The sequence below is a fragment of the Flavobacterium sp. FlaQc-49 genome (assembly GCF_044005985.1).
GTDB classification, from domain to species: Bacteria; Bacteroidota; Bacteroidia; order Flavobacteriales; family Flavobacteriaceae; genus Flavobacterium; species Flavobacterium cupriresistens.
The window spans coordinates 319,195-338,834 of sequence record NZ_JBIPCS010000005.1; the positions used below are offsets into that span (position 1 = coordinate 319,195).

Consider the following 19,640-nt stretch of genomic DNA (forward strand, 5'->3'; position numbering starts at 1 on the left):
CACGCCATCCAAATCCACCCCCATTTCAAACCTGAAACTTGAAACTTGAAACCTGAAACTTTTAAACCTGAAACCTGAATCTTTTAAACCTGAATCTTTTTAAACCTCCTCCAAAATCAATCCCAACTCCTTAACTTCACTTTCAGTCAATGGCTTCAAGGGACTCCTCAAAAAACCTCCATCTATTCCCTGAATCTCCAAGCCGGCTTTTATGGCTCTTGGCAAACCTTTATTCACTATAAACTTCAAAAGATTTAATTGCTTGTAAAACACCTGCTGAGCTTCATTCAAGTCATTATTCTGAATCGCGTTATACAAATCCGTATTTAAATTCGGAATCAAATTGGGTGCTGCCGTACACCATCCCGTAGCCCCGGCAGCAAACGCAGCCAATGCCAACGGATTTGAACCGTTATAAAATGCCACATCATCTCCCAGTTCTCTTTTCAAATAATGCATTCTCTGAACATCTCCCGTACTTTCTTTTATCATGGTAACATTGGGAATTTCAAGAATCCTTTTAAGCAAGGCCGGTGACATGTCTACTCCTCCTGTCGCCGGATTATTGTACGCCATGATTGGTACTGTTATTTGTTTTGCCACAGCATCAAAATGTTTTACAATTTCATCATCCGATAATTTCCAGTAACTCATCGGAATAATCATGACCGCATCGGCGCCTGCTTTCTCTGCAAATTTCGCATGATAAATCGTTCTTTCGGTCGTTAAGTTTGATACTCCAACCAAAACCGGAACCCTGCCTTTGACTTGTTCTATGGTTGCCTCCGTAACGGCTTCTTTTTCTTCGTCTGTCAAATATGGCATTACACCCGTGCTGCCTAATGGCGCAACTCCGTGTGAACCTGAAACAAGCAATCGCTCCAATAGTTTTTTATACAACGAAATATCTACTTTTTCTTCTTTGTCAAATGGAGTAATCGGATAGGCTATAATGCCTTTAAATAAGTTATTTTTCATTTGTTTTTTTAGTTTGTTAAAGATCTCTTCCCTCTTCCTCTCTCAAGGCAACACCCAAATTTTGAAGTTGTGGCGCGTTCTCACAAGCAATATATTTTGCAGACGCTTCACTACTCAAGTTCTTATGCCTGTGCCATGCCCAACTCGGAATATAAACGGCATCTCCGGCCTTCCATTCTACCCTTTCGTCCTCAACTTCTGTGTAACCATGCCCTTCTATGACATACAATACGGTTTCATAAGTATGTCTGTGTCTGTTTGTCATCTGATCCGGTAACAGGCCTCCAATAGTCATGCTTACATTTTTACTGGGAAGATCAACGAAAAAAACCGGGTGTTTTCTTTCGGTAGAAAATTGATTGTGTACTCCGGCATCTTCTACATTTCTGTGAATTAATTTTTCCGGTTTCACAAATGTTGGTCGGGCAAAAGTTTGGTGAAAATCTTTTGATGAAAATTGTTCTTTAGTTTCCATAATTTTTGAAATTTTGTTTACTGCAGTATTGCGTTTTCAAAACTACTTTAAGTTTGGACTACACAAGTGGTGCAGTTTTAAAACAAACTACTAGTCCAGGTTCAATTTCGGAAAATTAAATTTTAAAGAAACATTCCTGATAACTACAAAAGCATTAAAACATTTACAACAAATAATTATATTTGACTCCTATTAAAAACCCAAATCATGAGACTTTTCACAATTCCCATTTTACTTTTCACCCTTACAATTTTCGCGCAGAACACCAAAAAATACGACACTTTTTTCGAAAAAGGTAATGGAAATCAAGCGGCCGATTATCACGAAACTATAAAGTACTACACTCTTTTGTCCCAAGATTTTCCAACGGTTCAAATGCAGGAAATGGGGTTGACAGATTCAGGATATCCTTTACACATGATTACTTTCAATCCGGATGCGGCATTTGATTTTAATGCCATTCAAAAAAACAAAGCTGTTCTTCTTGTCAACAACGGAATCCACGCCGGAGAACCAGACGGAATTGACGCCACTATGCAATTGTTCAGAGATTTGGCTTTAGGAAAAATCAAAGCGCCAAAAAATACGGTTATTGTAACGATTCCGGTGTATAATATTGGAGGTGCTTTAAACAGAAACTCAACAACAAGAGCCAATCAGGATGGTCCGGAAATTTATGGTTTCCGCGGAAATGCCCGAAACTATGACTTAAATCGGGATTTAATAAAGTCCGACACCCGAAATACCAAAAGTTTTGTCGAAATTTTCCAGAAAACAAATCCTGATGTTTTTATTGACAATCACGTAAGTAACGGATCAGATTATCAATACAAGCTAACATATATTATGACGCAACACAATAAACTGGGAACCGTTTTGGGTGATTTTATGAATACCGAAATGATGCCGGCTTTAGTGAAAGATTTACAAAATAAAAAAATTGAAACAACCCCTTATGTAGATTCTTTTAAAGACACACCGGACAAAGGTTTTGGCCAGTTTACAGACAGTCCAAGGTATACTACGGGTTATACTTCACTATTTAATACAATAGGTTTTGTGGTTGAAACGCACATGCTTAAAAAGTATGCCGATCGTGTAAAAGTAACCTACGAATACATGAAATCGACAATCGACTTTATGGAGGCGAATTATTCAAAAATCAAACAGCTTAGAGCAAAAAACGAAGCGCAATATCTACCGAAAAAGTCCTATACTTTGAAGTGGGAAATGGACAGTACCAAAACCACTAAATTCTCCTTTTTAGGCTATGAAGCGGGGTACAAAAAAAGTGATGCTACAACCGGAGACCGTTTGTACTATGATCGAAGTAAACCGTACAAAAAAGACGTTCCGTACATCAAAGAATTCAAATCGGTTAAAGAAGTTGTGATTCCAACCGCTTATATCATTCCACGTGGCTACTGGAACATAATCGATCTTTTGAAAAATAACGGAATTGCCTATTCTCAGCTAAAAAACGACACAATTGTTGAGGTTGAAAGTTATAAAATCGCTGATTTCAAAACGACTCCATCCGCTTATGAAGGGCATTATATACATCGAAATACAAGTATAACTTCTAAAATCGTAAAACTTGCTTTCGCGAAAGGCGATTACCTGGTGCCTACAAATCAAAAAGGCGCCAAATATTTATTGGAAGCTTTTGAACCGGAAGGTGTGGATTCGTTCTTTAATTGGAATTTCTTTGACGCTATTTTACAGCAAAAAGAACATTATTCTGAATACGTTTTTGAAGATACTGCTGCAAAATTGTTGAAAGAGAATCCCACATTAAAAGCAGAACTGGAAACGAAAAAACAAAACGACACAACATTTGCTAAAAATCCTGAAGCACAATTAGAATGGATTTACAAACATTCTGCATATTATGAGAAGGCGCATTTGCAGTATCCGGTTTATCGGGTTTTGTAAAATGTGATTTGTAAAATATTTAAAGATTTAACTACCATGAACTCAAAGCGTTTTACTGAGGTAAATAAAAAACAAAAATTAATGAAGCAAATTTTAATACTTTTTACTTTACTGGTGATTATTGGTTGTTCAAAAGACACAATATTTGTACTTAAAGACACTGACAATCAAAAATATTATTTATCTGATTCCATTCGTAAAATAGCACAAAATAATCAAATTAGTTTGTCTCCAATTATTATAATTGATGGCATACCAATTAAATATGATATAGAAAAAGATACCGTTTTCTTACCGCTCCAAAAAAAGGACTTATATCAAATTTTATTTTTAAACAAAAGAAGCGCTACAGTGATATACGGCTCTCAAGGAGGCAGGGGCGCAATCATAATTACAACAAAACCAAATCCTAAATAATGACATATAAGCTTTTTCTTGACGATATTAGAACCGTAAAAATGGTTTACAAAAACTTGACTGACGATGATTTTGTAATCGTAAGAAATTTTAATGACTTCAAAAAAACCATACTCGAAAACGGTCTTCCTGAACTAATCAGTTTTGATAATGATTTGGGATTAGACGAAAATGATATAATTGCAGAAGATGGTTATGCTGCCGCAAAATGGCTGGTTTATGAATCCGGTCTTGATTTAATAAACCTAAAATTTAATGTACATTCTGCCAATCCTGTTGCTAGTCAGCAAATTCAGAGTTTACTTGATAATTATATTAGACATTTGAGAAACGAAAATAGTTAGTTCTTTTTTTTAGCTAGCGCGAGCGTCCCGCTCGCGCCCGTTGCCATTTCTTACCGTAGTTTGATTCTCTTTGCGCTCACGAGCGGGACGCTCGCGCTAGCGACGATAAAAAGACTTAAAAATCTAAGAAATAATTTTCAGTCCCAGTTACAGTTTTCACAAAACCTGAAACCTGAAACTTGAAACAACCTAAAAAAATTCAAAATTCCAATTGAATTTAAAAGTTCAACGTAAAATTGGAATTTGGAATTTTAAAAGATTGGAATTTACACCAGCAGTTATTGGAACTGAATTTCTTCTTCAAATAACAGTTTGATGTTTTCGTACGAATTCTTCAAGGCTTCTTTAATTTGTTCGGGATTTAACCAGGCTACTTTTTCGATACCTTCTTCCTGTTGTCCGTGTGGTGTTCCTTCGAAATCGGAATGCATTTCGAACCAGTGTGTGATTTTGAGTTTGTATTTTCCGTTACGTTTAAAAACGTGATAGGTTTTCTGAAGCTTGTTCGTGATTCTTAATTTTCCTACGCCAGTCTCTTCTTCGACTTCGCGCATGGCAGTGTTCTCTATTTCCTCTCCTTTTTCGATTCCACCTTTTGGCAGATCCCACTTTCCGTTTCTGAAAATAAATAAAACTTCCCCTTTTTTATTGTAAACTAGTCCTCCGCCGGCTTTGTTTACAGGAATTTTAGCCTTCAACGTCTTCAATATCTCCTTTTCATCAGGATGGTACAAATACGCTTTTTGAATTTTATTCTGAAAAATTTTGACAATAAGCTGTTCAATATCAATGCTCTCTAACAGAAATAATTGAAAATTGGTCTCTCTTGAGATTTCATTTGTCAAAAAAAGTGGTTTGTCGTTCACAAAAACTTTATACATTTGTACTATGATTTTTAATAAAGATACAGCCGAAAAAACAGCCGAATTGCTTTTGCAAATAAATGCAATTAAATTGAATCCAGAAAATCCTTTTACATGGGCTTCTGGATGGAAGTCACCTATTTACTGCGATAATAGGTTAATTCTTTCATTTCCAGCCATCCGAAATTTCATTCGTGATGAGTTTGCGAAAAATATAGAAAAACAATTTGGGAAACCAGATGTCATTGCCGGTGTTGCAACCGGGGCAATAGGAATTGGTATTTTAGTGGCCGAAAGCCTTGGATTACCTTTCGTATATGTCCGCCCAGAAGCAAAAAAACACGGAAGACAGAATCAAGTAGAGGGCTTCCTGCAAAAAGGTCAGAGTGTAGTTGTCGTAGAAGATTTAATTAGTACCGGAAACAGTAGTCTTATGGCTGTTGAAGCTTTACGCAATGAAGGTGCTATTATTAAAGGAATGGCAGCAGCCTTTACTTATGGCTTTAATGTTGCCGAAGAAAACTTTAAAAACGCTAATATCGATTTGTACACACTAAGTAATTACGAGAACTTATTGGATTTAGCGGTACAAAAACAATACATCTCTGAGGATGATATGGCTGCATTAAAAGAATGGAATGTGAGTCCGTCAACTTGGAAACAGGGTTAGATTGTAGATTTTAGATTGTAGATTTTAGATTCTTGGTCTTGATTCTACAACTTAAACATAAAACCTTTGCGAACTTTGCGTTTATAACGTTTTACAATAGAACAAAACTTGCGAACTTTGCGGTTAAACAACCAACTTAGCTTAAATAAAAAATAAAATATGAACTTAGAAAGTCCAAAAGTTACTGTTCAGAAATCAGCGCAAGATCTATTTGATTTATTGACTGATGTTAGGAATTTTGAAAAATTAATGCCGGATAACATTGCTAAATTTGAAGTAATTGGCGAAGATGCTTTTATTTTTGGATTAAAAGGTATGCCGGAAATAAAACTAAAAATGAAAGAAAAAACAGCTCCAAACAAGATTGTCTTGGGCGCTGCTAGTGATAAACTTCCGTTTACATTGGTTTCTAACATTGATAGTATTTCTGACTCAGAAAGTGCTGTACAATTGCAATTCGAAGGTGAATTTAATGCCATGATGGCCATGATGATCAAAGGACCAATTAGCAAATTCATTGAAACTTTGGCTACTAATATGACAAAGCTTTAATTGTAAATTAGCCCACATAATTTAAAAGTCCGATTTTACGATCGGACTTTTTTATTGTCTTCTTTTCGCTCGCAGATTTGGCAGATTTAGCGGATTTACATCTATAACAAAATTAAAATCCCCAATTTGAGCTCTTCCCATCTGAACCTTTGTTCCCTTGAGTCTTTGAACCTCCCAACCTCCCCTCTCCCTAAAAACTTAGCATCTCAGCATCTCAGCACCTAAGAACCTTAAAAAAAAACCAATTCATCCTCAAAAAACCACAACTCAGAACTATAAATTATTCAGCTCCGCATTATTGATCGAAGTTTGGTTCATCAAACTAAAACACATCAAAATGGAACCAGCTATTAAAATTTTAATTTACATTCATGCTTTTTTTGGAGGACTTGGACTAATTACCGGAATTGGGAGCATTATAGTCAGAAAAGGTGGAAAACTGCATAAAAGAATGGGGAAATTATTCTCAATTGGCATGATCACCAGCTCCCTTATTTCGTTACCGATTTGCTGGATGCCAAAACATCAAAATATATTTTTATTTCTAATTGGATTGTTTACCATCTATCTTGTTATTTCAGGAAACAGAGCTTTGACTTTTAAACATAAACCCAAAGCAGATAGATTAGACAAAATAATCTCAGGAACGATGTTATTCTTTTCAGCACTAATGATTTCGTTAGGCGTTTATTGTCAATTGAATAACATTGCAAACGGAATCCTGTTTACTTTTTTTGGTGGATTTGGATTTTACATGACCGTAAAAGATTTTATTTTCTATAAAAAATTTTCGGAAACCAATAGAAACTGGCTTTCAAAACATATCGGAAAGATGATTGGAGCTTTAATCGCCTCTATTACGGCCTACATCGTCGCCGGATTAGGTATTGGTAATTTAATAGCCTGGATCACACCGTCAATCTTAGGAACAATCTATATTATTTACTGGAATAGAAAAATTGAACCAAAAAAGAATGTCAGCACGCAGATTGAGCAGATTTAAATATTTCTTTTAAATCTTGTATAAAAGTCATGAGTTTTTTTAAGAACGCAGATTTAGCGGATTTATTTCTATCAAACAATTAAAATCTTTCAATTTAAGTTCTTCCCTCTGAGCCAATGTCCCTCTGAACCTTTCGCAACCAAAAACTCAGCAACTCAGAACCTCAGAACCTTAGCACCTCCCTAATAAAGCATCTGAATCTCCTTAATTTCAAACTCTTCCACTGAATCATCCTCAAGCATTATTTGTATTTTCCCAACGGGAGAAACCCCTTGAATAATTCCCATGAAATTTTGATTCTGGAGATTTTTAAAAGGCATTGGAACACCCTTTCTAAACAAAGAATTAAAGTATTCGTCCCAAAAAACTTCAGAATTGGTTTTCCATGCCTCAATTTTCTGTTCTATTTTTTCTGTGATTAAAAAAGGCAAAACATCCTTATCAAAAGTTCTTCCGGAAATTAGCGATAAGGAGGAAGCATTAGGCAATTCGGCGAAATTTGTTTGATTAACATTCAGTCCTAATCCAACAACTGACACGATTCTGCCATCACTTTTGAGAGTATTTTCTATTAGTATGCCACCAATCTTCTTGTTGTATGACATAATGTCGTTTGGCCATTTTATACTTAAATCAGAAATATCCAACGATTTTAAAGTTTCAATTACGGCTAATGAAACTACTATACTTAAATTAAAAACCTGTTCATTATCAAACAAAAAATCCTTCACCAAGGCACTCATAATTAAGTTTTTACCAGATTCAGACTGCCATTTGGAGCCCATTTGCCCCTTGCCTTTTATCTGATTTTCAGCCGTTACCACTGTAAAATTATCAAGCTCATCCTGGCTCGCCAATGCCTTAAGAAAATCGTTTGTAGAATCTATGGCATCGAGTTTGATTAGTTTCATTTAAATAATTTATTTATACTTAATTTAATATTTTGTTAAGGTTCAAAATTAATGACAAAAATTGGTAACTTTACAAAATCATATAAAATAATTCATGGCGAAAAAGACTATTAATAATGACGTTCTATTAGCGAACATAATCAAAGGAATTGAAGAAGTAAAAGGGAATGATATCGATATTCTTGACTTAAGAGAAATAGACACGGCTGTTTGTGACTATTTTGTAATTTGCAACGGAAGCTCTAACACTCAAGTTAACGCCATTGTAAACTCAATTCAGAAAACAGTATCCAAAGATTTAAAAGATAAACCTTGGCACGTAGAAGGAACCGATAACGCAGAATGGGTTCTGATGGACTATGTTCATATCGTGGTACATGTTTTCCAAAAACACATCCGTGAATACTATAATATCGAGAGCCTTTGGGGTGATGCCAAAATAACTACAATCGAAAACAAATACTAAAGAAAATTTTTTCTAATGGCTAAAGATAATAATCCAAATCCGAGTAAATTTAAAATAAGTCCCTGGTTAATATATACTGCAATACTTTTGGTTTTTTTATTTATAAGTTTTGCAACCGGAGGATCTAGCTTAAGCGAACCCGCTCAATTGACCTCTTCTAAATTCAACTCTTTATTAGAAAAAGGACAAATTGAGAAAGTAAATGTATACAACAAAGCGGAAGCTGAAGTATACCTTACAACAGCAGCACTAAAAGATGCAGCGAATAAAAAAGTAGCAAAAGATATTTTTGAAAGACCTAACAAAGGTCCTCATTATACTTTAGAAATTGGTAACGACCAGATTTTTCAAACGAAATTAGAAAAAGCAGTTGGCGAAGGCAAACTGAAAGATTTTAATTTCTTGCAAAAAAACAACTGGAGCGATATCCTGATCAGCTTACTTCCTATCATCATTATTATTGGTGTTTGGATTTTCATTATGCGTAAAATGTCAGGCGGTGCCGGTGGCGGTGGAGGACAAATTTTCAACATTGGAAAATCGAAAGCAAAACTGTTTGATGAAAAAACAGATATCAAAACAACATTTAAAGATGTTGCCGGTTTAGAAGGTGCAAAAGAAGAAATACAAGAAATTGTAGAATTCCTGAAAAACCCAGAAAAATACACCAACCTTGGAGGTAAAATTCCAAAAGGAGCCTTATTGGTAGGTCCTCCGGGAACTGGTAAAACCTTACTTGCAAAAGCAGTTGCGGGTGAAGCTCAAGTACCTTTCTTCTCTTTATCAGGTTCTGATTTTGTAGAAATGTTTGTTGGTGTTGGTGCTTCACGTGTACGTGATTTGTTTAAACAAGCAAAAGAAAAATCTCCTGCTATTATCTTCATCGATGAAATTGATGCAGTTGGTAGAGCAAGAGGAAAAAGCAATATGTCAGGCGGAAATGACGAAAGAGAAAACACTTTGAACCAATTACTAACAGAAATGGATGGTTTTGGTACCAACTCTAACGTAATCGTTTTAGCTGCAACCAACAGAGCTGATGTTCTTGATAAAGCTTTAATGCGTGCTGGTCGTTTTGACAGACAAATTTTTGTTGACTTACCGGACATTCGCGAAAGAGCTGAAATCTTTGCAGTACACTTAGCTCCTATCAAAAAAGTAGAAGGTCTTGATTTAGATTTCTTAGCCAAACAAACTCCTGGTTTCTCAGGTGCAGATATTGCAAATGTTTGTAACGAAGCTGCTTTGATTGCGGCGCGTAATAACAAAACTGCAGTAGACAAACAAGATTTCCTTGATGCTGTTGACAGAATCATCGGAGGTCTTGAAAAGAAAAACAAAATCATTACTCCAGAAGAGAAAAGAGCAATTGCGATTCACGAAGCGGGTCACGCAACTGTAAGCTGGATGTTAGAACATGCTGCACCACTTATTAAAGTAACTATTGTGCCACGTGGACAAAGTTTAGGAGCTGCTTGGTACCTTCCGGAAGAAAGACAAATCGTTAGAACAGATCAAATGTTAGACGAAATGTGTGCTACTATGGGTGGAAGAGCTGCTGAAAAAGTAACTTTTGACAGAATTTCAACCGGAGCATTAAGTGACTTAGAAAAAGTAACACGTCAAGCTCGTGCTATGGTAACGATTTACGGTTTGAATGATAAAATCGGAAATGTTACGTATTACGACTCAAGCGGACAAAGCGAATACAACTTTTCGAAACCTTATTCTGACGAGACAGCAAAAATTATCGATGCTGAAATTTCAGAATTAATTGAAGGTCAATACAAAAGAGCCATTCAAATTCTGGAAGAAAACAAAGACAAATTAAATCAGCTTGCTGATATCTTAATTGAAAAAGAAGTTATTTTCAAAGATGACTTAGAAACAATTTTCGGAAAACGTACTTTTGACAAAAATCTTGAAGAAGTAGTTTCGTAAATTATACAGAAATATTTAATATTTTTTAAAATCTTAATTCAAAATAGCCTTTTGAATTAAGATTTTTTTATCTTTGAACGTTTTCAATTAACATGTAAAGTATTTCATATAAAATGAATTTTTTCAAAAAAATATTTGGTTCCGGTGACTCCGCTTCTGATGAAGAACATGAAAGCGAATATGGAGGAAGTGCGGCAAGTCCTGATAGTCATTTGTCAATTGACGAGAGGTTCATTTTTAATTTTAAGAAGAATGGCGGTAAATTTTTGTATTGTGAAAACAAACAAGAAGTTGCCGAACAGTTTGAAAATATCCTCGAAGAAAACGACTGGTTCGAAAACGAAGTTTTATGTTATGAACCGGGTTTATTTAGCCTGTTAGAAGAGAATAAATTACTTTATATCTCTCCTAGAAATCCTAAATTTTTACTTGCCTCTTGCGAAAACCTGATTGCCGATGAAGGTTCAATCTTATTTTCATCCAAGCAAATCAGACAAGACAAACCAAACGAATTACCTGCTAACATTGTCATAATAGCAACCACAAGTCAGATCCTGGCTATAAAAAGCGATGGTCTAAGTGCTATTAAACACAAATACGAAAGGGATTATCCAACTAATATTACCACAATAAAATATTTCGAAAAAGCAAAAGAAGAAGATTTTACACAATACGGAAGTGTTGCGAAAAATCTATATTTATTGCTCTTAGAGGATCTTTAAGATGAACGAAACACTCAAGCGAGCCATTTCCGGTGCTGTTTATATTGCTTTACTATTAAGTTCGATCTTGTTTTCTACTGAAAGCTTTATTATCCTTTTTGGTATTTTCCTGATCATTACAATTTACGAGTTTTGCAACTTGGTAAGCCTTAATAAAATCTTCGCCATTCTATTCGGAGTTTTGTTATATGCTGTTATTGTACTCTTAAGTCATTACAACAAACAGACAACTGCTTATCTGGATGAATTGTTTCAAACAAACCTCGATTTAGAAACCAACATTCAACAATTAAATCTGATACTTCTTGCCGTTACAGTAGTGATATCAGTTAAATGTATTATATTCTTATTTTATGACTCTGTTCAAAAAGTAAGCATTTCCTCAAAATATCTCTACCTACTGGGATATATTACACTACCCTTTCTTTTTATTGTCAAAATTTCTTTTGGAACCAACGATTACAATCCGAAAATTATTATTGGATTGTTCGTCCTGATCTGGACCAATGATACTTTTGCTTATCTGGTTGGAAAATCGATGGGAAAACACAAACTTTTTGAGCGTGTTTCTCCAAAAAAAACCATAGAAGGATTCTTGGGAGGTGTTGTATTTGCTGCTTTTGCCGGTTTTTTAATTTCAAAACTTTACATTCAGCCTAGTCCGGCTTTTAGTAATAAATCCATTTTAATATGGACGATTATTGCTTTAATAGTAAGTGTTTTTGGAACGATCGGCGATTTGATCGAGTCTAAATTTAAGAGAATCGCCGGTGTAAAAGACAGCGGTTCGATAATGCCGGGACACGGAGGCATCTTAGATCGCCTGGATAGTGTTATATTTGTTGCACCATTTATATTTTTATTTTACCAAATTTTATATTATGTTTCATAAAGAAGGAGCCCCATCAATCTTATTAGGTACAGTTTTTACTGTTGCCGTACTTTTAATTGCTGAAAAATTTATCGATATCAATTGGCTAAGAATGCTTGTTCAAATAGCAGCTTTGTTAATTTTGATTATTATTCTGCAATTTTTTAGAAACCCAAAAAGAATCGCCGTTTTAAACAGTGATCACATTCTTGCTCCAGTTGATGGAAAAGTTGTGGTAATTGAAGAAGTTTACGAAGGTGAATTCTTTAAAGACAAACGTCTTCAGGTTTCTATTTTTATGTCACCAATAAACGTGCACGTTACGCGCTACGCAATGAACGGTATTATCAAATTCAGTAAATACCACCCTGGAAAGTTTTTAGTTGCATGGCATCCAAAAGCAAGCGAAGAAAACGAAAGAACAACTGTTGTTATCGAAAATGATACTTTCGGACAGGTATTATATAGACAAATTGCAGGTGCTTTGGCACGTCGAATTGTGAATTATGCCGAAGAAGGAATGCAGGTTATTCAGGGAACTGATGCAGGTTTTATTAAATTTGGTTCGAGAGTAGATTTATTTTTACCTTTAGGTACTCCAATTAATGTGGAATTAAACCAAAAAGCAATTGGAGGAAAAACCATTATTGCTACAAAAGCTTAAATGACGATAAAAGATTTAGATACACGTTTCTCTGAGGCTGTAGAAAATGCATTAAAAATGACACAAGCCGCGTTGCCGCAAGATGTGCAACTAAGGCTATATGCCTATTACAAACAAGCCACTTTTGGAACTGCCGTTTACAATCAATCTGAAAATTTTGATTTAAGAGACGCTTTCAAAACAAATGCATGGATGCAAATAAGCCATTTATCAAGAGATGAGGCTAAAGAAAATTATATCGAAATCATTAATTCACTAACAGCAAAATAATTTTTATTATGAAGAAAAACATTGTTCGTTTCAGTATTTTAACTTCATTCTTAGCATTATTTTCTTGTCAGGACAATAAGCTAACCGAAGTTGTAGAAGTTCCTTTACCAACAAAAGAAGAGAAAATACTCATAGGAACACCTGATGATGTAAAAGCTGAAGCAGGTTCTTTTGCTTTAACCAAACTTTCTTTTCCTTATGACGGTTTAGCCCCCGCCATACGATCACTTACCTTAGAAACACATTATTCAAAACACTATTTATCGTATACAAATACTTTAAATAAAGAAATTGTTTCTACCGAATATGAGAATATGACGATTGAAGATATACTGAAAAAATTAGATCTCAACAATGCCAAACTTCGTCAAAATGCTGGTGGATATTACAATCACACACTTTATTTTAATATTCTGACACCAAAAGAGCAAACTCCAAAGGATACGCTTGCTGGCTCAATTAATAAAGAATTTGGTTCGTTTAATAATCTTACACACCAATTTAAAAGTCAGGCAACAAAACAATTTGGTTCAGGCTGGGTTTGGTTGGTAGTGGACAAATTAGGGAAATTACAGGTCACAACGACCGATAATCAGGACAATCCGCTAATGAAAAATGCTCTGATCCCCGGAACACCCATTATGGGAATTGATCTTTGGGAACATGCTTATTACCTCGATTATCAAAACCGAAAAGGAACCTATATTGATGCTTTTTACCAGCACATCAATTGGGAAAAAGTAAACGAAAATTATATTGAGGCTTTAAAGAAAGTCAGAAAAGTATAAAACATAAAAAAACAGGCTGTTTCTACATTAAGAGACAGCCTGTTTTTTTTTTATCCTTATAAACTTTTAAGGTTAGGAAGTTTAACCGCAAGGGTCGCAAAGGGTTTGCGCAAAGGACGCAAGTTTTACTTATAGCTTTGTATTTTTTTTTTAGCACGCAGATTTTGCAGATTAGGCTGATTTATTTACTGCTAACAAAACAACAGTAGCTATTTTAACTTTGCGCGGCAACAAAAAAAATCTGCCAAATCTGCGTGAAAAACACCATAGCGAACCTAGCGTAAACCCTTTGCGTCCCTTGCGGTTAAAAAAAGTTACTTCACTTCATAAATAAACGACTCAGAAGGCCCAATTTTAACTCGTGCCACCCCTTCACCATTCTTTACTGTAAAATAGATTTTATTCTGCAAATACAACTGATCCAAAAGCACGTAAGAGCCCTCCTTTAATTTCCATTTAGAAATAACATCAGAAGGAACTTTTAATTCGAATTCACTTGTCTTTTCCGAAGAAAAATTAGCCACAACAATCAACTTCTGGTTTTCGGACCAACGCACATAAGAATAAATCAAATCGGTATAACCTGTATTCTGATGATTTACAGAATGAATTTCCTGAAAACTTCCCATCAAAGCCGGACTGTTAATCGAAAAATTCAATAAACGTTTATAAAAATCACGAAGACTCTTCTCTGACTCTGAAAGTTGCCCGCCATCAAATTTCCCCTCATTCATCCAACGCTGATGATTTGGAACGCCGATATAATCAAAAATTGAAGTTCGCGAACGGGTGCCGAAACCGGCGTTTTCATTTCCGGCCTCTCCTACTTCCTGTCCAAAATACACCATGGTTGGCGATGTGCTGATTGTAGTAGAAACAACCATCAACGGTTTACCTTTTTCCGGAGTTCCTGCAAATTCAGGGCTTGCCAAGCGCTGTTCATCATGATTGTCTAAAAAATGTAACATATGATGTTCGATATCCGACATTCTGGTTTGAATTTCAGACAAACCATCTGTTGAAGATTTTCCACGAATAATATCTTTTAGTTTATCGTATGTTTCTACTTTATCATACAAATAGTCCATTTTTCCCAAGCGAATATAATTGCGGTATTCATTCGGATTATAAACTTCGGCCAATAAAAACGCTTTTGGGTTTTTCATTTTGATTGCCGAATTCATATAACTCCAAAATTCATACGGAACCATTTCGGCCATATCATAACGAAAACCATCAACCCCTTTGGCTGTCCAATACAAGGCAATCGATTTAAATTTCTTCCAGGAATCCGGCACGTCTTTATCCTGCCAAAAGGTAAAATGCTCCTGATAGGTTTTTTGATCAAAACCAGTCGGAAGTTCCGGAAAATCCTTTGAACCATCCGGGCGAATACCATAATTTACTTTTACGGTTTCGTACCAATCGTTTTGATCCGGTTTTATTTTACGTGAACCATTACCCGTCCATTTTGCCGGGTTTTCATCAAAAACACCATCAATAAGAAGGCTTTTTTCTCCATTAAGCGGAATATCGCCGTCAGGAATCTGAAAATGTTGATTCGGAATATAATAGAAGTTATTGTTTTTACTGTATTCAACCGTTACGTTATCATCAGCGCCAAAATCCCGAACGCCTTCCGGATTGCTTTTTCCTTCATACTTTCTGGCAATATGATTGGGTACTATATCAATAATGACTTTCAATCCTGCTTTATGGGTTCGCGCAATCAAAGCTTCAAATTCCTGTAAACGATTGGCAGGATTTACCACTAAATCAGGATTCACATTGTAATAATCTTTTACTGCATAAGGAGAACCTGCTCTTCCTTTTACCACTTCCGGATCATCGTTTGAAATTCCATAGGCTGTATAATCACGAACCAAAGCATGATGTGGAACTCCGGTATACCAAACATAAGTCACCCCTAAATCTTTAATTTCATGCAATGCTTTATCTGTAAAATCATCAAACTTTCCAACCCCATTTTCTTCAATGGTGCCCCATGGCTTATTGGTGGTGTTTTTATTTCCGAATAAACGTGTAAAAACCTGATACACGACAATTTTCTTATCTCCAGCAACTTCCTCTTTGTCTCTGTTCATTTTCAAATCTTTTGTTTTACATGCCGAAAACAGCATCGTTACAGCCATTCCTGCAACAAAAATTCTTTTACTTATCATATTGATTTTATAAACTGATTCTTTTCTAAACCGAGAGATTAAATCGATAATTTAGAAACCATTTATTAAATTTAAACTAATTTTTAAAACCCGAAGAAAACTTAAATCAATTTATACTGTTTCCAATTCAAAAAGACAAACTACAACGAGAGAGTAGCGGTTTTTGTTCATAATTTAAACTTTTAAAATTCGCTTAACCTGTAATGAAATTTATGAATTATAAATTAATCCTAATATCCTTAAAGGTTGTAACCTTTTTCATAAATTTGACAAAAATTTAAACCATTGAAGAAATCACTCCTTTTCATATCTTATTGTTTGCTTCTTTTAAGTGTTCAAAGCATCTTTGCACAAACACCCAAAAAAATCATTGTCGAGAATGCTGATTTTTCTGATGTCGATCAGGTATTAATGCCGGACGCACTTTTGTTAACCGGAAATGTGAAGGTCAATCATGATGGTGTAGTACTAACTTGCAACAAGGCGTACTTTTTTCAAAAAGAAAACTATCTGAAAGCTTTCGGAAATGTACAATTAGTACAGGGTGACACCTTGTTTCTAAACAGTAAATATGCCGAGTACAATGGTAATATGAAAAAGGCTTTTGCAACCGGAAATGCTGTTATGACTTCACCGGATGCTACTTTGCAGACGGATACGATCAATTTTGACCGAAATGTTCAGGAAGTTTTTTACAACACAAAAGGAACTATCATCAACAAAGACAATACCTTGGTTAGTAAATCAGGCAGGTATTATGTGACGGAGAAAAAGTTTAAGTTTTTAACGGCCGTTACGCTTACCAACCCGAAATACATAATCAAATCAAATCACCTGGATTATTACAGTAACTCAGGACACAGTTACTTATTTGGCCCGTCGACGATTACCAGTAAAACCAATTATATCTATACAGAAAATGGTTTTTATGACACCAAGAAAAATCTGGCGCATTTACTGCGAAAATCCTATATAAAATACGATGATCGGCGCATAGAAGGTGATAGTTTATTCTACAATCGGAATACTGAATTTGCTTCTGCAACGCGGAATGTAAAAATTACGGATTCTATCAATCGCGGAATTGTAAAAGGACATTATGCAGAAGTCTTCAAACTTAAAGATTCGATGTTTGTTACTAAAAGAGCCGTTGCGGTTAACTTTGTAGATAATGATTCCGTTTATATTCACGGAAAAAAACTGATGGTTACCGGTAAAGAAGGCGAGCGAATCCTTAGAGCTTATAACAATGCACGTTTTTACAAAACCGATATGAGCGGAAAATGCGATTCGATTCATTCCAACTCTAAAAGTGCGTTAACAAAACTAATCGGAAATCCGATTCTTTGGAATGGTGAAAGTCAGATTACAGGAGATATCATGCACCTTATCGGAAATAATACAACTCGAAAAATCGATTCTTTAAAAGTGCTCAACAATACCTTCATGGTCTCGCGGGACACCCTCGGAACCGGTTATAATCAGGTTAAGGGTATCAATTTATTTGGTAAATTCCGGGATGGAAAACTACATGATGTCGATGTCGTAAAAAACACGGAAGTTATTTACTATATGCGGAATGATGCCCATGAACTTATCGGTATCAATAAAAATGTGAGTAGTAAAATCAATATGATTTTAGAAAACAATGCACTCGAAACCATCACTTTTTTCAACAAAGTAGATGGCGATATCTACCCCGAAGCTGATCTGCCCGAAAATGCCCGAAAACTGCGAGGTCTAGTCTGGCGAGGTGATGAACGAATAAAATCTAAAGACGATATTTTTACCCCCGAAGAGAATGAACTCAACGATAAATTAGTCAAAGAAGGAAAAGAAGATGATGCAAAAGAAAATGTTCCCATGAAAATCATGAAAGAGACATTAGATTACGATAAAAAGAAGCCAACTGTTAAACAAAAGAGTAAGGAGAAGACCAAGGAGAAAAAATAGTTTTCAGTCGCAGTTTTCAGTCTCAGTCGCAGTTTTCGGCAACCTGAAACTTGAAACTTAAGAAGTAGCTTTCAGTCTCAGTCGCAGTTTTCAGCAACTTGAAACTTGAAACTCAAGAAGTAGTTTTCAGTCGCAGTCGCAGTTTCCAACAACCTGAAACTTGAAACTCAAGAAGTAGTTTTCAGTCGCAGTAGCAGTTTTCAGCAACCTGAAACTTGAAACTCAAGAAGTAGCTTTCAGTCACAGTCGCAGTTTCCAGCAACCTGAAACTTGAAACCTGAAACAAAAAACTCAGAATCTCAGCAACTTAGCACCTAAAAAAGAAATGAATCCCGATTTTATAAAATACCAGGCACAAACATCCCCTTATCCTTTAGGAATGGAGGTTTCGCATGCCATTGGTTCCTACATATACGATACCAACAATAAAAAATATTTAGACTTTGTGGCCGGAGTTTCTGCCTGCACGCTTGGTCATCAACATCCGAGAGTCAATCAGGCTATAAAAGACCAGTTAGACAAATATTCGCATGTTATGGTTTATGGTGAATATTCGCAAAGCCCGGCGGTAGAATATTGCAAATTATTAGCTTCACTCCTTCCAGAATCCCTGAACAAAACTTATTTGGTCAATTCAGGCACAGAAGCGATTGAAGGAGCGCTTAAATTGGCTAAACGAACAACAGGTCGCAGTCAGCTTATATCGTGTCATAATGCGTACCATGGTAACACGATGGGTTCGATGAGTGTTATGGGCTTTGAGGAACGCAAACAACCATTTCGTCCATTACTACCTGATGTAGATTTTATTACATTCAACAACGAAGAAGATTTACAAAAAATAACCACGCGAACGGCTGCTATTCTTTTAGAAACCATTCAAGGAGGTGCAGGATTCATCCAACCCCATGATAATTTCCTTCAAAAAGTACGCAAGCGCTGTGATGAAGTTGGAGCCATGATGATTGTGGATGAAATCCAACCCGGATTTGGAAGAACCGGAAAACTGTTTGGTTTTCAAAACTATGATGTCGTTCCGGATATTGTCGTTATGGGAAAAGGAATGGGTGGCGGAATGCCTGTTGGTGCTTTCACGGCATCGGCAGAAAAAATGGATCTTTTAACGGAAAATCCGAAATTAGGACACATCACCACCTTTGGAGGTCATCCTGTCATTGCGTCAGCCTGTCTGGCAACTTTGCAGGAATTAACTGAAACAAACCTCATGCAAGAGGCGTTAGAGAAAGAAAAACTCTTCAGATCGCTTTTGGTACATCCTTTGATAAAGGAAGTTAGAGGAAAAGGATTGATGCTTGCCGCCATGACTGAAACTGCCGAAATAACCAACGAAGTTATTTTGAATTGTCAGGACAAAGGGCTCATTTTATTCTGGTTGCTGTTTGAAGGATGCGCGATACGAATAACACCGCCGTTAACGATTTCTGAAGAGGAAATAAAAGAAGGTTGTGCCATTATCTTGAATGTTATGGATGAAATAATGAAAAAGGAACAAGAAAATTAATCAGGGGTAAATACTCCGGATTAGTATTAAATTTTAGAATAATAATGCTGTATTCTTTTACAAGAAAAACGAATACCACCTAAAAAAACAGAACACGAATTCTGTCCATATT

General features: G+C 35.7%; 20 protein-coding genes. 15 read left to right on the forward strand and 5 right to left on the reverse strand.

Annotation, left to right across the window (positions count from 1 at the left end):
- Window positions 1–99 precede the first annotated feature (99 nt).
- Both ACHRV3_RS13400 and ACHRV3_RS13405 read right to left on the reverse strand, forming a co-directional pair.
- Window positions 100–978: a dihydrodipicolinate synthase family protein gene (locus ACHRV3_RS13400; RefSeq protein WP_395435029.1), complete on the reverse strand. Its 879-nt coding sequence runs from the start codon at window positions 976–978 to the stop codon at window positions 100–102.
- 16 nt (window positions 979–994) lie between these two features.
- Window positions 995–1,453, reverse strand: a complete 459-nt coding sequence (locus ACHRV3_RS13405) for a cupin domain-containing protein (protein WP_047775967.1) — start codon at window positions 1,451–1,453, stop codon at window positions 995–997.
- Between the two features lie 207 nt (window positions 1,454–1,660).
- On the opposite strand from ACHRV3_RS13405, the gene ACHRV3_RS13410 reads away from it, so the two are divergent.
- Genes ACHRV3_RS13410 through ACHRV3_RS13420 form a run of 3 tightly spaced genes read left to right on the forward strand, consistent with a single transcriptional unit; the run spans window position 1,661 to window position 4,149 of the window.
- Window positions 1,661–3,388 carry a M14 family metallopeptidase gene (locus tag ACHRV3_RS13410; RefSeq protein WP_395435030.1) on the forward strand — a complete coding sequence of 576 codons (1,728 nt, stop codon included), beginning with the start codon at window positions 1,661–1,663 and terminating at the stop codon, window positions 3,386–3,388.
- A 36-nt stretch (window positions 3,389–3,424) separates the two neighbouring features.
- Window positions 3,425–3,805 (forward strand): hypothetical protein, encoded by a 381-nt coding sequence (locus ACHRV3_RS13415; RefSeq protein ID WP_395435031.1) that lies wholly within the window; start codon window positions 3,425–3,427, stop codon window positions 3,803–3,805.
- A complete protein-coding gene (locus ACHRV3_RS13420) occupies window positions 3,805–4,149 on the forward strand; it encodes a cyclic-phosphate processing receiver domain-containing protein (RefSeq protein ID WP_047776042.1) in 345 nt (114 codons plus the stop codon). Before ACHRV3_RS13415 ends, ACHRV3_RS13420 begins: the two co-directional genes overlap by 1 nt.
- Before the next feature lie 278 nt (window positions 4,150–4,427).
- Here ACHRV3_RS13420 and ACHRV3_RS13425 read toward each other — a convergent pair whose 3' ends face one another.
- Complete coding sequence (locus tag ACHRV3_RS13425) at window positions 4,428–5,030, reverse strand: NUDIX hydrolase (RefSeq protein WP_230001608.1); 603 nt, start codon at window positions 5,028–5,030, stop codon at window positions 4,428–4,430.
- Window positions 5,031–5,037: 7 nt separating this feature from the next.
- Between ACHRV3_RS13425 and pyrE the strand changes: the two genes are divergently transcribed.
- The 3 genes from pyrE (at window position 5,038) to ACHRV3_RS13440 (ending at window position 7,237) form a co-directional block, all read left to right on the forward strand.
- Entirely contained in the window at window positions 5,038–5,682 is a 645-nt protein-coding gene (gene pyrE / locus ACHRV3_RS13430) for an orotate phosphoribosyltransferase (RefSeq protein ID WP_395435032.1), read from the forward strand.
- Window positions 5,683–5,841: 159 nt separating this feature from the next.
- Entirely contained in the window at window positions 5,842–6,234 is a 393-nt protein-coding gene (locus ACHRV3_RS13435) for a hypothetical protein (RefSeq protein WP_047776047.1), read from the forward strand.
- A 337-nt stretch (window positions 6,235–6,571) separates the two neighbouring features.
- Complete coding sequence (locus ACHRV3_RS13440) at window positions 6,572–7,237, forward strand: hypothetical protein (RefSeq protein WP_395435033.1); 666 nt, start codon at window positions 6,572–6,574, stop codon at window positions 7,235–7,237.
- Between the two features lie 182 nt (window positions 7,238–7,419).
- Here the strand turns inward: ACHRV3_RS13440 and ACHRV3_RS13445 are convergent, their stop codons facing one another.
- Window positions 7,420–8,148, reverse strand: a complete 729-nt coding sequence (locus ACHRV3_RS13445; RefSeq protein WP_395435034.1) for a biotin--[acetyl-CoA-carboxylase] ligase — start codon at window positions 8,146–8,148, stop codon at window positions 7,420–7,422.
- 94 nt (window positions 8,149–8,242) lie between these two features.
- On the opposite strand from ACHRV3_RS13445, the gene rsfS reads away from it, so the two are divergent.
- The 7 genes from rsfS (at window position 8,243) to ACHRV3_RS13480 (ending at window position 13,870) form a co-directional block, all read left to right on the forward strand.
- Window positions 8,243–8,614 carry a ribosome silencing factor gene (gene rsfS / locus ACHRV3_RS13450; protein WP_007809313.1) on the forward strand — a complete coding sequence of 124 codons (372 nt, stop codon included), beginning with the start codon at window positions 8,243–8,245 and terminating at the stop codon, window positions 8,612–8,614.
- A gap of 15 nt (window positions 8,615–8,629) precedes the next feature.
- The gene (gene ftsH, locus ACHRV3_RS13455; protein ID WP_395426028.1) at window positions 8,630–10,555 is read left to right on the forward strand and encodes an ATP-dependent zinc metalloprotease FtsH; all 1,926 of its coding nucleotides are present in this window, start codon (window positions 8,630–8,632) and stop codon (window positions 10,553–10,555) included.
- A 113-nt stretch (window positions 10,556–10,668) separates the two neighbouring features.
- Entirely contained in the window at window positions 10,669–11,277 is a 609-nt protein-coding gene (locus ACHRV3_RS13460; RefSeq protein WP_047776058.1) for a lactate utilization protein B/C, read from the forward strand.
- A 1-nt stretch (window position 11,278) separates the two neighbouring features.
- On the forward strand, window positions 11,279–12,169 hold the full coding sequence (locus tag ACHRV3_RS13465; RefSeq protein WP_047776060.1) for a phosphatidate cytidylyltransferase: 891 nt from the start codon (window positions 11,279–11,281) through the stop codon (window positions 12,167–12,169).
- Entirely contained in the window at window positions 12,159–12,812 is a 654-nt protein-coding gene (locus ACHRV3_RS13470; protein ID WP_047776063.1) for a phosphatidylserine decarboxylase family protein, read from the forward strand. The genes ACHRV3_RS13465 and ACHRV3_RS13470 overlap by 11 nt, the downstream gene beginning before the upstream one ends.
- Window positions 12,813–13,082: an acyl-CoA-binding protein gene (locus ACHRV3_RS13475; protein ID WP_047776065.1), complete on the forward strand. Its 270-nt coding sequence runs from the start codon at window positions 12,813–12,815 to the stop codon at window positions 13,080–13,082.
- A gap of 8 nt (window positions 13,083–13,090) precedes the next feature.
- The gene (locus ACHRV3_RS13480; RefSeq protein WP_047776067.1) at window positions 13,091–13,870 is read left to right on the forward strand and encodes a superoxide dismutase; all 780 of its coding nucleotides are present in this window, start codon (window positions 13,091–13,093) and stop codon (window positions 13,868–13,870) included.
- 314 nt (window positions 13,871–14,184) lie between these two features.
- On the opposite strand, the gene ACHRV3_RS13485 is transcribed toward ACHRV3_RS13480, so the two are convergent.
- A complete protein-coding gene (locus ACHRV3_RS13485) occupies window positions 14,185–16,053 on the reverse strand; it encodes an alpha-amylase family glycosyl hydrolase (protein ID WP_395435035.1) in 1,869 nt (622 codons plus the stop codon).
- Between the two features lie 285 nt (window positions 16,054–16,338).
- Here ACHRV3_RS13485 and ACHRV3_RS13490 point away from each other — a divergent pair, with 285 nt between their 5' ends.
- Together ACHRV3_RS13490 and ACHRV3_RS13495 are read left to right on the forward strand one after the other, a co-directional pair.
- Entirely contained in the window at window positions 16,339–18,006 is a 1,668-nt protein-coding gene (locus tag ACHRV3_RS13490) for an OstA-like protein (RefSeq protein ID WP_395435036.1), read from the forward strand.
- A 325-nt stretch (window positions 18,007–18,331) separates the two neighbouring features.
- A complete protein-coding gene (locus ACHRV3_RS13495) occupies window positions 18,332–19,528 on the forward strand; it encodes an aspartate aminotransferase family protein (RefSeq protein WP_395435037.1) in 1,197 nt (398 codons plus the stop codon).
- The last annotated feature ends 112 nt before the right edge of the window (window positions 19,529–19,640 follow it).